The sequence below is a fragment of the Butyricimonas sp. RTP31003st1_G1_RTP31003_210430 genome, from assembly GCF_040920905.1.
Classification (GTDB): Bacteria; Bacteroidota; Bacteroidia; order Bacteroidales; family Marinifilaceae; genus Butyricimonas; species Butyricimonas paravirosa.
The window spans coordinates 1-15,019 of sequence record NZ_JBCOSQ010000028.1 but is presented as its reverse complement, the minus strand read 5'-3'; the positions used below and the strand labels follow the sequence as shown (position 1 = coordinate 15,019).

Genomic DNA, 15,019 nt, shown 5'->3' with positions numbered 1-15,019 from the left:
TTTAATATATATCGATGATGAGAAAACATTTATTATATATACTTTGCGGAATGCTTTTGCTGACCGGATGCGATTATCTGAACCGGGTACCGGAGAAGGATATTGAAACGGTGGAATCGCTTTTCGAGCAACGAACGAAAGCCGAATCCTGGTGGAAGGGGCTGTATGGAGAGGTAAATACGGTGCTTACGAGTTTGACGAATAATACCTCCTTTTTGGGGGCCGATGAATTCGTGACTTGTCAGGCATTGTACAATTCAACTACGTTCCGTCTTGACGGGCTGAAGGTGGCGGATGGATTGCAGATGTCACAAAGTCCTTACGGGTCGTTGTGGTACAAGATGTACACGGTTATTCGGAACGCGAATACTTTTTTGGAGAATATCGATAATACTTACAATATTACCGACGAAGACCGGGAATGGTGGAAAGCTGACGTGAAGGCCTTGAAAGCGTTTATTTATTTCGAGTTAGTGCGTCGTTACGGGCCGATTTGTCTCGTACCTCAGAATATGCCGATGGAGCTGGATGTGAGTGCTTATCAATTGCCGCGTCAGCACGTGGATACTTGTTTCAAAGAGATTGTCAGGTTGTTAGATGAGGCGGCGCCGTATATACCGATGCATAATCAGCGGGACCCGGCTTACGGGCACACGATTTGTCTGGAGGCGTTGTATGCTTTAAAAGCTAAGGCATTGCTTTATGCCGCATCCCCTCTTTTTAACGGGAACGCTTTCTATTCCGATTTCAAGAATAAGAACGGGGAGTTACTTTTTAATTCTTCTTACGACCGGAATAAATGGTTGCTGGCTGCAGAGGCTGCGGATAAGGCTGCCGAGATTTGTGCCGTGGGAGACCGGGATTTATACACGGAGGAAACCACGAAAAAGACTAAGTTGTTGAACCAGATGAATGACATCGAAAGTAGTATGTTCTCTCGTTTCGATAATAAAGAGTATTTGTTGGAAATGAAATGGGGAACCTTGCAATTTTATCGGTTTACATTGCCCCGGTTATTGGATGACGAGGTGAATTTTAACGAGAGTTTACTTGGTTGTCTTTCTCCCTCGATGAAAATGGTGGAAATGTATTACACCAGTCACGGGTTACCGATTGATGCCGATAATTCATGGAGCTACGCGAATCGTTATAAATTGGGTTCTGAGAGTAGCGTGACTTACGAGGATGTGATCCCGATGAACACGTCAGTGGTGAATCTTCACCTGCGTCGGGAACCCCGTTTTTACGCGAGTATTGCGGGCGACCGGATGTACTGGCAGCGTGGGACAAACACGGCAACAAGAAATTATAACTTATTGGTGGAGGCTCATAAAGATGAGTCTTGGGGTACACAAGAAGACTTTATCGTGAGCAATAACTGGCAAAATATTAACGGTTATTGGTTGAAAAAGCAGACTTTCGGAAATTTTGCGACCTCGAATTACGTGGCGAATCTGAAAGGACAGGAAACATTCCCTGTTTTACGTTTGGCCGAGGTGTATATGATGCAGGCGGAGGCTTGGAACGAGTATCTGGAGCAGCCGGATAACCGGGTGTATGATCCTCTTGATAAAGTGCGGGAACGGGCTGGTATTCTACCGGTACGGGAGGCCTGGAAAACTTTTTCCAATTTCTCTTCCAAAGTAGATACGAAAGTTGGTATGCGTGAAATTATTCGCCAAGAATACAGTATCGAATTCGCTTTCGAGGGACATCGCTATTGGGATATTCGTCGTTGGACAATCGCTCACCAAGTGATGAACGAGAAACAGTATGGTTGGAATATTCTGGGAACAACATTCCAAACATTCTATAATAACGAGAACGGCCCGATCGTGGTGTGGAGCAAAAATAAGTTCGTGGCACCGCGGGATTATCTGGAACCGTTCAATGCTGAAGAGATCTTGATTTCCGGAATGGTTCAAAACCCCGGATGGTAAATGAAGTTTTGATTTACGATTGTAAATTTTAACCCGTAAAAGATAGAATGATGAAAAATACAATTTTGTTATTATTGTTAATATTCAGCTTTTCGGCTTGTAGTGACGACGATTCAGTTTTCGGCGTGTCGACGGAAGGTTTGGAACTTAAATTTACCCCGGTGGAGGGAGGTGCCATGATGCACTATTCTTTGCCGAATAACAGTGACATTTTTGCCATGAATGTGCGTTATAAGAATTGGCAAGGGTTGGAAATATTGAAAACTTGTGGATATAGCGGTGATTCGCTTTTGCTGGATGGTTTTACGAAAGCGCAGGACGTGAGTGTCCGGATTTCATTCGTCAATCATCGGGATGAGGAATCGGCCTTGTACGAGTATAGTTTTAAAACGCTGGACAGCGCACCGTGGACTTTTTTCGATAATGTAGAGATACATTCTTCTTGGAATGGTTTTCAGGTGATTTACAAGAGTCCCGCGGTTGTAACCGGGATGGCACATATTTTTTACTTGGGAATAGACCCGAAGACGCAGAAACAGGACACGATCCAGATGAGAAGTTTTCCTATTCTTCAAGGAGGTGATACGTTGAATTTTGCCGTGCAGCAAGAGAATGCGAAAAACACGGTGGTGATCCGTACCGAAGATTTCCAGGGTTACCGGGTGAGACAGGAAATTTACCCGGATATTGATGCTTTCCCGACGGAACAATGGACAATGAAAGCAGAAAATTTTAATGATTTCGGGCTTTCCGTGGAGAATGGTATCGCTAAAACTGGCGTGCAGTATTTGTTTGATGGGGAGTTGAAAGGAGAGGTCCGTCTGGTTGCCTCGGCTATCGAGGAAAATAAACCGGAACGTAAAAGTACCACGACGTATGCTACCTATCTGGCAGGTCCCCAGGCTTATGACAAGCCGATAGTTCTGGATTTGAGAGAACAAAAGGTGCCGGCATGGCTGCGTTTGTATTGTTTGTACCCGTTGAGTAATGCATCCAACCCGCTTACGGGGCAGGAGTTAGGATATATTTGGTCCGGTTGTTACGAGGATAAGACTCCGTGTAAATTGACCGTGTACGGTAGCAAGACTTCTTCAGACCCGGATTCCGGGGATTGGGTACCTCTAGGGAAATTGGATCAAAAGCGTGATGCCACTACTGCGAGTGACAGGTGGTCATTCCTCACGTCATCGACCACTGTGGCTGCGAAGACCGTGGAAGAGCTAGCCCAAAAAGATCCGATTTACGTGGATGTTGTTTTCCCCACGATTGACGAGACCTATCGCTATTTGAAGATTATTGTGCATGATACCTTCAAGCGGATGAATTCGGAAGTAAACAGTAATCAGCAAAAGTATTTTACCTTGCACGAGCTGGAAGTTTATGTAAAAAAGAATTAAGCGATGAGAATGAGAAGAAATATATTATACTGGTTTGCGGCAGTACTATTATTGACTGCTTGTAACGAGAGTCTGGAGGACACGTATAGCGATTTCGCGGGAGACGGGAAAATCCGTTACGTGGCTAAATGTACGGAAGTTCACGCCACTCCCGGTTGGGAGAGGTTGATGGTGGACTGGATTAATGGAACAGATGCCACGATCGATAAGATAAAAGTAATCTGGTCATGTGAGGAACGCAGGGATTCGGTTATGTTGCCGGGAGCGTCAACTTCTTACGAGTTAACGAATTTAGAGGATGGGACGTATCGGTTTGATGTCTGTGCCGTGGATGCCGCGGGAAATCAGTCTTTGGTTGAAACAACCTACGGGCGTCCCTATACGAGAGAACATGAGATTATGTTGGCATTCACCAGAGGGGTTACGAGATCTTATTTTCTGAAGAATAAGATGATTTTCTTTTCCGACCAGTGGAACGAAAATATTATTGAGTTACAATTGAAATACAAGAATTCTGCCGGAGATACACGATATTACACGTTCGATAAAGAGACTAGTTATAATACGCTTGTCACGATCTCGGATGTGAGTATGAACCCGGCAGACACGGTTTATGTACTTCGGAGAGGAAAGTTGGAGGATTGCCCGGATATTATCGAGTTCGACCCGTACGTGATAAGCCGGAAGAAAAATTATAGTGCTGGGTTCGTGAATGCGATCCACAGACGTTATGGTTATCACACGGATACAAAAGAGGATGAAGTGCGGTTTGAAGAGTTCGTGGAGAATGCGCAGGAGTTGGAGTTTGATTACGATATGGAAACTTTCGAGGATATCCTGTATTGCCCGAATTTGAAAAAGCTCGTATTTCGTAAGAATCGTTATTTGGATGAGAGAAACGTGACGGAGTATGCCAAGAGTAATATATTGGGAGATAAGGAAAAAAGTCGTCAAGTATTGGATAAGGCAAATGAGTCGGATATATTGGGATTAAAGATTGATTATTATGGGCGTGCGAGATATTTTGTGCCTTATTTTGATTCGGAATTACCATACATGACTTATATGGGATATTCCCAGTTACCAACTATGGAGATTATCCCGAAAGAGGCTTTTAAAGAGGATGAGGATGGGAAACGGATTCAATGTGTACCGTCTGATCCTTATGCGGATGCAGATTTGGAGCTTCTGATGGATAATAATTCGGAAAGTGCTTGGATCACGACTCCTTTGGCCAGTATACGTTATTATGAGTTACAGATGGAATTGTTGACGGCCACGGAAATTCGGGGAATAAAGATTGCCCAGCCTTATTACGGCCAATGGGGCGGTAATACCGGGTTGGTGAATTTCATGCCTACCACGATTTCCGTGCAGACATCTGCGGACGGGATTATTTGGAAGGATGTGACTTATTTTGAAAATAACACATTGGGACGCAGTTCTGGTGAGGTGACATTGTTACCGATGGTTGAGGGGACCCGACTGGTTCGTTATATCAAGATTTCCCTACGTGATCAGATGGATACGAGTGGTTTTTGTAAAGTTAACTTGGGGGATATAGTTCTCTATAAGTAAAATATTATTTAACGGTTGGCCAGAAAGTCATTTTATTTCAAAAAACTCCTCCGTCACTTCGTGCCACCTCCTCTATAAACAGAGGAGGAGCTGGTGACTCTTCCCGAAGACAGAGAGTATTTTAACTCTCCCTCTGTTTATAGAGGGAGTACCCCGAAGGGGGGAGGGAGTTTGAAAAATGACTTTTGGGACAGCCCCATAAATAGAATCAAGAAGTAATGTTTAGAATGAATCATTTTATAAGACTTTTTCTAAGCGGGGTATTGCTATTGACTTTCTCCGGGGTGTTTGGTCAGGAACAAGAGGATCGCCTCTTGCAACTGATGAAACAGGAATTGAAGTACAACATGGAGGAGTTAAAAAAGCAGGAATCTGCTCCCTATTATATGAATTTACGGGTCATGGACGATTACACGGTGACCGTGACAAGTTCATTTGGTGCCGTGGCGGTATCGAATGAAAATCATTCCCGAATGTTGGTTCCGCAAGTACGTTTGGGTAGTCCGGAACTGGATAATTTTAAATATAACCAGCAAGGTGGAGTGGCCGGAGAAAAGGCCAGGGGAGCCCAAGGCGTGTTCCTGCCATTGGATGATGCGGCTCCGGAGGCAATCCGGGAGGCCATCTGGCGAGAAACGTTAAAACGTTACGAGTTTGCCCGTAATATGTATGACCAAGTGAAAACGAAGACTTCCATGAGCGTGGAGGATGAGGATAAAGCTCCTTGTTTTTCAGAGGTTCCCGTGGAGTATTATTATGAGGCTCCTGTACCTGCGGGGAAACAGAATGTGGATATCCGGGTTTGGGAAAAGCGTATGAATGAGGTGTCTGCCGTGTTCAAAGCGTGTCCGGTTTTGCGTGAAGGAGCGGCTAATTTCAGTTTTCAGGTATTGCGTACCTATTTTGTGAATAGCGAGGGAACCATGGTGGTACAGAACCGGGTGGCAGCACGGGTGACATTGTCGGCATCGCTGAATGCGGCTGACGGGATGAAATTGCCATTAAATGCCAGTTATTTTGCGTACACGCCGGATGAATTGCCGGGTAATGCGCAAATGATTGCTGATGCGGAAGATATAGTTAAACGATTATTGGCATTGCGTGATGCTCCGGTTGCCGACCCATACACGGGACCTTCTATTTTGTCGGGATCTGCCAGTGGGGTATTCTTTCACGAGATATTCGGTCATCGGTTGGAAGGCCATCGTTTGAAAACAGGCGGTCAGACGTTTAAAAAGATGGTGGGAGAACAAGTGTTGCCCGTTGAATTTCAAGTATATTGTGACCCATTGCTGGAACATTATGCCGGGACGGATATGTATGGTTATTATCGGTATGATGATGAGGGAGTGAAAGCTCGCCGGGTGGATAACGTGGAGAACGGTGTGTTGAAAGAGTTTTTGATGAGCCGGATTCCTTTGGATGGATTTCCGGTGAGTAACGGTCACGGACGAACGTCCGGAGGGGGAGATCCCGTATCCCGACAGTCGAATCTAGTGATCGAGACAACCCGGCCATACTCTGAAAAGGAGTTGCGGATCATGTTGATTGCGGAGGCCAAGAAACAAGGGAAAGAGTATGGTTACTATTTCCAGACCGTGACAAGCGGTTTCACGTACACGGGTGAAGGTGGAAGTTTGAACTCGTTCAACGTGACCCCGTTGGAAGTATTCCGGGTGTTCGTGGATGGTCGTCCCGATGAGTTGGTGCGAGGGGTAGATATGATCGGAACACCCTTGTCCATGTTTTCCAATATCATGGCTGCCGGAGATAAACCCAGCGTTTTCACGGGCGTTTGCGGTGCGGAGTCGGGATGGGTACCCGTGACGGCATCTTCTCCGACGATATTCGTGAGTCAGATCGAGACTCAGCGTCGGGCACAGGCTCGTGATATTGCCCCAATCCTGCCTTCTCCGCAACCTGAGAATATTGCTGTTGGAGATACGGATAAAATTATTTTTGCTGCCATGCGTTCGGAACTGGATCGTAATCGTGCGGCATTGATTTTGCCGGGAGGTCCGAAACCCTATTATATTTCATACACGATAGCCCGTTATCGTCATTTTCAGATGATCGGCTCACTGGGAGGATTGCTACATTCCAGTGTCTCCCCGTGGAGGATGAATGGCGGAACGCAGGTAATGCTTGGTGATTACCAGAATAACAGTAATGTGCAATATCTGGAACAGATTGCCCCGGTGCAATTACCCTCGGAGGTGGACTATGATGTTATTCGTCGCGGGTTATGGGAATCGTCAGACATGATGTACAAGTATTCGCTGGGAATGATGGCCCAAAAGACGAATTATTTGCAACAGAATCCGTTGCCTGCCGATGAGGCCGGGCTAGCTGATATGCAACCGCTACCGGCCGTGACTCATCTGGAGGAACGGGAAATGCCGTTCGTGATTGATTCGGTTGCTTTTGACCAGTTGGTCATGGAGCTTTCGGCCGTGTTTAAGGATTATAAGGATATTTACAATTCAAGCGTGATGCTTAACGGGCTGGAGATGGATATTTACAGGTTGACAACCGAAGGCGTGCAGTTGAAGAAACCCGGTGGGGCAATCTCTCTGGCTGTTAGTGGTAGCGTGCGTTGTGACGATGGTTCGAGTTTGAGTGATTCGTTCTCGCTTTCCTTGCAGAACCCGGCAGAACTTCCTTCCATAGAGCAATTGAAGGAAAGAGCGAAAGCTTTTGCTGAAGGGTTGTTGCGTTTGAAGAGTACGCCAGTGGTGACCGAGTATTATAACGGGCCGGTGATGTTCGAGGGGGGAGCAGTGGCCACGATTCTAGCAAATAATTTATTGAATCGGGGCGGTTTGATTGCTACCCGTTCACTCGGGCCGACACGGGGCGGATTGGCTGATCAGTTCGGTCAGAGGATTATTGATAGTCGTTTAACCGTTAAGAATTACACGGCGAAAAAAGAATATAATGGGACGCCATTATATGGTTATTACGAGGTTGACGGGGAGGGGGTTACCCCGGAGGCCGAGATGACGCTGGTGGATAAAGGGGTATTCGGGAAGATGTTGAACGGGCGAATCCCGACGAAAAATGCCTTGGAAACTACCGGTAGTTCCCGGTTTATGATGATTCCCCAAAGCCCGACGGTGGCGACTGGAACCGGAACCATTCATGTACAGGTGGATAAAGGTATCTCTCACGAAAAGATGAAAAAGGCTTTAATCAAGGCGGCAAAAGAGGCCGGACAATCCTGTGCCTATATCGTGAGAGGCATTTCCGGTGTGACGCTGGAAGTGTACCGGGTAGATTTGAAAGACGGGAGGGAGACCCGTGTGCGGGCTACGAGTTTCCGGTTACCGGATTTGACTAAGTTGTTGAAGTTTGTGGCTATATCTTCGAAAGAGGAAGTCTTGAATTACTTGCCGAACAATTATCCGGCCTCGATGATTTATCCTGCCGGAGTAATCGTGGACGGTTTGGTGATTGAGAAGACTACCGTGAAAGCGGAGAAAGAGCCGGTGTTGACACTCCCGCAACAACGGAAATAGGGATAATACATCAATTCATCATATGAGTTTAAGTTTCCCGTCGAGATATTAAAATCGAGACGGGAGACTTTTTAACCTAAAACAAGTGGACATGAGAAAGGTTTTATTTGCTGTTTGCGTGTTATTTTGTGGTATCGTTACAAGCGTCGCACAAGATGGCAGTTACAGGCTTGAAGGTCGGTTGGATCCCACGGTCAACGGACAGATGGTGTTGATTGCCGACACGGAGAACGGGTTGATCGAGTTGGGGGATATTACGGTCACGGATGGTCGGTTTGAGTTTTCGGGAAGAATGTCGGAAATGACCGTGGTATACTTGATGACAGGAAAGAAAGATGCGGTATTGGCAACAATTATGTTGGAAAACGCTCCCTACCTGATTACTTCTGTTTCCGGAACTTTGGTAGTGGAAGGAGGTGGAGAGGCCCAGAAGATATGGACAGAGTTCAATGATTTGAATCGTTATCTGTTGGAGAGTCAAGAGTGGTTAGATGCACAAGCGATTGCAAATCCTGCTCGGTTACAAGAGTTCCAGCGAGAATTCCAGACGATTCTGTTGAACGTGGAGACCGGGGAATTGGCGTTATTGAAAAAGTATAATCATTCGATTGTTGCGGCTTGGATGGTAGCATCCAAAATGGAAGGTGTTGACGAGGCAAAATTGACTGAGCGTTACGAGGTACTGGGAGAGGAGGCGCAGGCCACGTTTTATGGGAAACGGATTGTTGACGAGTTGAATAAGATGCAAAAGATTGCTGTGGGGGCTGTTGCTCCCGATTTCAGTGCGCCATTGGCCGATGGAGGTGTTCTTGCCTTGCATGAGACACGGGCTAAAGTGAAAATAGTCAATTTTTGGGCATCTTGGAGTAAGCCTTGCCGGGATGAGAACGTGAACTTGTTGAGATTATACAAGCGTTACCGTCCTAAGGGATTGGAGATTATCAGTGTTTCGCTGGATGATAACAAGAGTGTCTGGCTGACGGCTATCGGAGAGGATGGCAGCGATTGGAAGAACGTGTCTGATATGCGGGGGCCGAATTCCGTGATCGTTGTAAACTACCGGGTTAAGACACTCCCTTGTACATTTATTCTGGACGATGAAAATCGTATCGTGGCTAAAAACCTTCGGGGCAAAGAGTTGGAAAAGAAAATCGATGAAATGTTGAAAAAGAAAAATAAGTAAAGTAATAGTAGAGCATGTTGTTTAGATCAGAGTCCCCTCACTTCTCGTTTTGAGGGGACTCGCTTTTTTGTGTGGGTGTTAAAATGGTATGTATGACACCGGGAATATAAAAGTAATCGGAGAGATTCAATTGGTTAAAAAGACGAGATTAATTTACTCAGACAGCGTGTTGTAAAATGTTATAATAATATTAAATCACGGTGAGTTACATAAGGTTTCTTTGAATTAAATTGTATATTCGCGATCGTTTGTGGGAGGCGAGGGCATAATTTGACAGGAATTAAATTAGATCAGATTATATATTAAACGTGAAATTTAAACAGATGAAGAGAGTTTTTATTATTGTATTTGCTTTGCTTTCAACGTCAATCGTGCGGGCGGATGAAGGTATGTGGCTTTTGTCATTGCTCGGGAAGAACATCGAGCAGATGCAGGCACAAGGCTGTAAATTGACGGCGGAAGATATTTATTCCGTGAATCAGGCATCGTTGAAAGATGCAATCGTTGGATTAGGAAACGACGGACGTCCTTTCTGGCATTTCTGTTCCGGAGAGATTATTTCGGACAAAGGATTGGTATTGACGAACCACCACTGCGGATTCAGCGTGATTCAAAAGCACTCTACCGTAGAACATGACTACTTGTCAAACGGTTTCTGGGCTTACAAATATAGTGAAGAGTTACCGAATCCCGGTATTACTGCATCTATCCTACAACGTATGGAAGATGTGACCGATCAGGTGAACGCTGTTTTGAATGATAATATGTCAGAAGAAGAACGTGCAGCGGCTATTGATGCTATTTCTAAACAAATTTCTGCTAAGGCAGTACAAGGAACTAACCTTCAAGCTCAGGTACAGGAGATGTTCGAGGGAAATCAATTCTTCTTGTTGGTTTACAAGATTTACCGCGATGTTCGTTTAGTAGGCGCACCGGCTCAAAGTATGGGTAAATTCGGTGGTGACACGGACAACTGGTCTTGGCCCCGTCATACGGCAGACTTCTGTATGATGCGTATCTACACGGGGCCTGATGGCGAACCGGCTCCTTATAACACGAGTAATGTTCCGTTGAAACCGAAACATCATTTGCCTGTTTCTGCCAAAGGAGTACAGGATGGTGATTTCGCCATGATCATGGGATTCCCCGGAACAACCGATCGTTTCTTGACTAGCTTCGGTTTGAAAGAGACGATGGATGTAACCAATGATATTCGTTACAAAGTACGTACCGAGAAGTTGCGTATCATGAAAGAAGGAATGGACGCTGCGGCTGCCACTCGTATTCAATATGCATCTAAATATGCACAATGTGCTAACTATTGGAAATATTCTCACGAGCAGAATATCGCTTTGGAGAATTTGAACACGATGGGTGAAAAAGAGAGAATCGAGCGTGAATTTACCGCTTGGGTGAATGCTGATCCGGCTCGCAAGGCTAAATATGGTAACGCTTTGACTTTGATCAAAGAGGGTTACGAGGCTATGCACCCGTATAACGTGGCCATGTCTTATATGCAGGAGGCTGCATTGCAAGGTCCTGAAGTTCCATTGTTTGCGTTCCAAGTGGCTAATACTTTGGAAAGAGCTTTGGATGCAAATACTCCGGCTGAAATGAAGGATATGTACATCGAGGCAATCAAGAAAAATGCAGCAGGTTTCTTTAAGGATTTCAACAAAGATGTTGATAAAAACTTGATGGCTGTTTTGTTCAAAATTTATAGTGATAACGTGGCTGCCGAATGGCATCCTGAAGTGATCAATTTGATCAACAAAAAATACAAAGGTAACTACGAGAAATTCGCTAAAGAATTGTCCGACAAATCTATTTTCACGGATGAGGCTCGTTTGAACGCATTCCTTGAAAAACCGGATATGAAGAAATTGAATAAAGATTTGGGTTATATCACGGGAAAGAGCTTGTTCGAGGTTTACCAGAAATTAAGCGGGGAAATGAGTTCTATGCGTAGCAATATTGCTAAAGGAGACCGTTTGTTCGTGAATGGATTGATGGCAATGGAACCGAACAAAGTATGGGCTCCGAACGCTAATTCTACTATCCGTTTGACTTATGGAAACGTGAAGAGCTACAAACCGAGAGATGCTGTGTTCTATGATTATTACACCACGTTAACCGGTGTTATGGAAAAAGAAGGCCCGAAAGGTGGCGAGTTCGAGGTTCCGCAAAATTTGAAAGATTTGTATTACGCGAAGAATTTCGGACGTTACGGTGCTGACAACATTTCCGTGAACTTTATCACGAACAATGATATTACAGGTGGTAACTCCGGTTCTCCGGTGATCAATGGTAACGGTGAGTTGATCGGAACCGCATTTGATGGAAACTCAGAGGCTATGTCCGGTGATATTGATTTCGAGGAAAACTTGCAAAGATGTATCAACTTGGATGCTCGTTATATGCTGTTCATCGTGGACAAAATTGCGAATGCTCAGAACTTGATTAACGAGATGACGATTGTATTCTAATTGTTTGAAAGTCTCGTTAAGAGGGTGAATTTAAGTTTTTAAAAGAGTGTACTTTACACATGTAACTGTGGAGTACACTCTTTTTTGTATTTCTACCCGAAACTAACCCAAATAAAGAAGTAATCTAACCCAAATAATCTCACTCCTTCAGAGATCATTCAGAGTTTATTCGTGGCTTAAATATCACGGTATGGAGAAGCTCCGAATAATCTCTGAATAAAGTTCGAATAATAGGTATTATTTCCTTAGGATTTCTGTTTCTTTCGGGTTAGTCGTTCTTGTAAAGACTGCATGACGTAGTAGAAATTGGGCATGAAAAGTGTACCCACCAACGAGGTCATCAGCATCCCGGCGAAAACGGCTATCCCTAACGAGATTCGACTTGCTGCTCCGGCTCCGGTGGAGATGACCAGAGGGAAAACACCGAGGATGAAAGCGAATGAGGTCATCAGGATCGGGCGTAGCCGAACCTTTCCGGCCTCAATGGCTGCCTCGGAGATCGGTTTCCCGGCAGCTCGATAGTCTCGGGCAAATTCCACGATCAAGATGGCATTCTTGGCGGTTAGAGCGATTAACAGGATGATACCGATTTGGGTATAGACGCTGATCGGAAGATTCATCACGAGACACCCGATGACAACTCCCAACAGGGCAATGGGTAGTCCCATGATCACGGCAAATGGTGAAGTCCAGCTTTCATATTGAGCAGCGAGAATGAGGAAAGCCACGAGAATGGCGAGTATGAAAATCATTGTCGTGGTCGATCCCGCACTCTCTTCCTGGTAGGCCAGTCCGGTCCATTCGTAACCGAACGTGTTGCCTAGTTCTTGCTCGAATACCTGTTGCATGATAGTCAAGGCTTGACCGGAGCTATATCCCGGGGCTGCACTTCCGGATAGGGAGGCTGCCGAATAGGTGTTGTACTTGGGAAGAAGTTCTGTCCCTAGGCGTTGTTCCACGGTCGTGAAGGCAGAGAAGGGAACCATTTCGTTCCGCGTGTTCTTGACATTCAGAAACAAAACGTCATCAATCACTCTCCGGCTGTCGGGAATGCCTTGAAGTTTAACTTGGAAGGTCCTGCCGTATTTCACGAAGTTATTCACGTAAATAGAGCCGATGTATGCCGAGAGAGCGTTAAACACGTCTCCTATCGGGATTTGCATTAATTCAACCTTGTCTCGGTCGATGTTCAGGTAATATTGCGGAACGCTGGCGCTGAACGTGGACCGGAGCATGGACAAACCGGGAGTTCCGTTTCCTGCATCAACCAGATGATCGACGGCTTGTTGCAGGGATGTGGAACCGTAGTTATTGATGTCTTCCACCATGAGCTCGAACCCGCTACTTTCTCCCAGGCCGGGGATCGGGGGAGGGGAAACGGCGTAACTTTGAGCCTCCGGGATTTCGAGATAGGCCAGTTCATTGAATCGGGTCGTGATGGCATCTACTCCCAAGGCTTTGCTTTTTCGTTTGTCCCAGTTTTCGAGCATGACGAAGATGGAGGCCGCGTTAGAGTTCTGGGCGTTGTCCATCATAGAGAATCCATTGATGGCAATATAGGTTTTTACCCCGTCGATTTGCTTTAATATCTCACCCGCTTTGGCTGATGCGGATTCTGTCCGGGAGAGGGATGAACCGTCCGGTAGTTGCATGGAGACCACGAAATACCCCTGATCCTCGTTCGGGACGAAAGTTGTCGGTAGTCGTAAGAAACCGATGAATGCCAGTATGGCAAGAACCAAGAATGCCAGAATTGCCAATGCCGATTTCCGAATAAAACCTTGTACCACCCACGTGTACCCGTTCGTAGTTTTCTCGAAAAACTTGTTGAATCCCTTGAACAGGAAGAATTTGGATGGTTTGGCGGGTTTTAGGAAAAGGGCGCATAATGCGGGACTTAGAGTCAGGGCATTGAACCCGCTGATAACGGTTGCAGCCGCGATGGTTAAAGCAAATTGTTTGTAAAGCATTCCCGTGATCCCGCCAATAAATGCGGTCGGGATGAACACGGCCAGGAGGACAAGGATAATTCCCACGATAGCCCCCGACACCTCTTTCATGGCTTGGGTGACGGCAGATTTCATGTCTGCATATTTTCCGGTCTCGATCAGGCGGTAACTGTTCTCGACAATGATGATTGCGTCGTCCACGACCAAGCCGATGGCCAGCACCAACCCGAAAAGGGTTAGTGTATTGATGGAAAAGCCCATGAGTCCCATGAACGTGAAGGTTCCGACAAGTGATACCGGAATGGCGATCAGGGGAATCAGCATGGCTCTCCAGTTTTGTAAGAAGATCAGAATGACAATCAACACGAGTAGAAAAGCTGTTCCCAGCGTTTTATATATCTCTTTAACAGATGCGTGAATAAATTCGGTTGTGTCAAGCGTGATATTTAGGTGTACGCCTTCGGGTAAATACGAGGATAATGTGTTTACCCGGGCTTTGATACGTTGTGCCACATCCAGGGCGTTTGCTCCCGGAAGTTGATAGATGGCTATGGCGGCCACCGCCTGACCTTTTAACAGGGCGTTTGTCGAGTACGTCTGACTTCCCAGCTCGATTGTGGCCACGTCTTTCAAGCGTAAGTATCTTCCGTCGGAAAGTGTTTTCACAATAATATTTCCGAATTCTTCTTCACTGACCAGCAATCCTTGGGTTTCCAGCGTGTACTGGAAGGCTACCGGGCTGGCAAGCGGGGGAGCCCCGACTGCTCCGGGTGCTACCTGTATGTTTTGGCTTTCGATGGCAGAGATAATCTCTTGCGGGCTGATGCCTCGGATGGTCAGTAAATCGGGATTCAGCCAGAGACGCATACTGTAATTTCCGGCTCCGAATTCCCCTACACTGCCTACTCCTTTTACCCGTGATAATTCGTTCACGAGGTTCAATTCTGCATAATTGGATAGGTAAAGAG

At 45.8% G+C, this 15,019-nt stretch carries 7 protein-coding genes; 6 read left to right on the top strand and 1 reads right to left on the bottom strand.

Features of this window, described 5'->3' with window-relative positions:
- Positions 1-17 precede the first annotated feature (17 nt).
- The 6 genes from AB5542_RS10305 to AB5542_RS10280 all read left to right on the top strand — a co-directional run bounded on the left by AB5542_RS10305 (position 18) and on the right by AB5542_RS10280 (position 12,102).
- Entirely contained in the window at positions 18-1,940 is a 1,923-nt protein-coding gene (locus AB5542_RS10305; RefSeq protein WP_118304016.1) for a RagB/SusD family nutrient uptake outer membrane protein, read from the top strand.
- A gap of 50 nt (positions 1,941-1,990) precedes the next feature.
- Positions 1,991-3,337, top strand: coding sequence for a DUF4959 domain-containing protein (locus tag AB5542_RS10300; protein ID WP_279037012.1), 1,347 nt, complete (start codon positions 1,991-1,993; stop codon positions 3,335-3,337).
- A 3-nt stretch (positions 3,338-3,340) separates the two neighbouring features.
- Positions 3,341-4,915, top strand: coding sequence for a DUF4998 domain-containing protein (locus AB5542_RS10295; protein ID WP_118303810.1), 1,575 nt, complete (start codon positions 3,341-3,343; stop codon positions 4,913-4,915).
- Between the two features lie 227 nt (positions 4,916-5,142).
- Positions 5,143-8,433 (top strand): metallopeptidase TldD-related protein, encoded by a 3,291-nt coding sequence (locus AB5542_RS10290; RefSeq protein WP_279037014.1) that lies wholly within the window; start codon positions 5,143-5,145, stop codon positions 8,431-8,433.
- Between the two features lie 91 nt (positions 8,434-8,524).
- Positions 8,525-9,616, top strand: coding sequence for a TlpA disulfide reductase family protein (locus AB5542_RS10285; RefSeq protein WP_279037016.1), 1,092 nt, complete (start codon positions 8,525-8,527; stop codon positions 9,614-9,616).
- Between the two features lie 323 nt (positions 9,617-9,939).
- The gene (locus AB5542_RS10280) at positions 9,940-12,102 is read left to right on the top strand and encodes a S46 family peptidase (RefSeq protein WP_118303816.1); all 2,163 of its coding nucleotides are present in this window, start codon (positions 9,940-9,942) and stop codon (positions 12,100-12,102) included.
- A 245-nt stretch (positions 12,103-12,347) separates the two neighbouring features.
- Here AB5542_RS10280 and AB5542_RS10275 read toward each other — a convergent pair.
- The coding region (locus tag AB5542_RS10275) for an efflux RND transporter permease subunit (RefSeq protein ID WP_368243052.1) at positions 12,348-15,019 on the bottom strand (2,672 nt) is incomplete at its 5' end.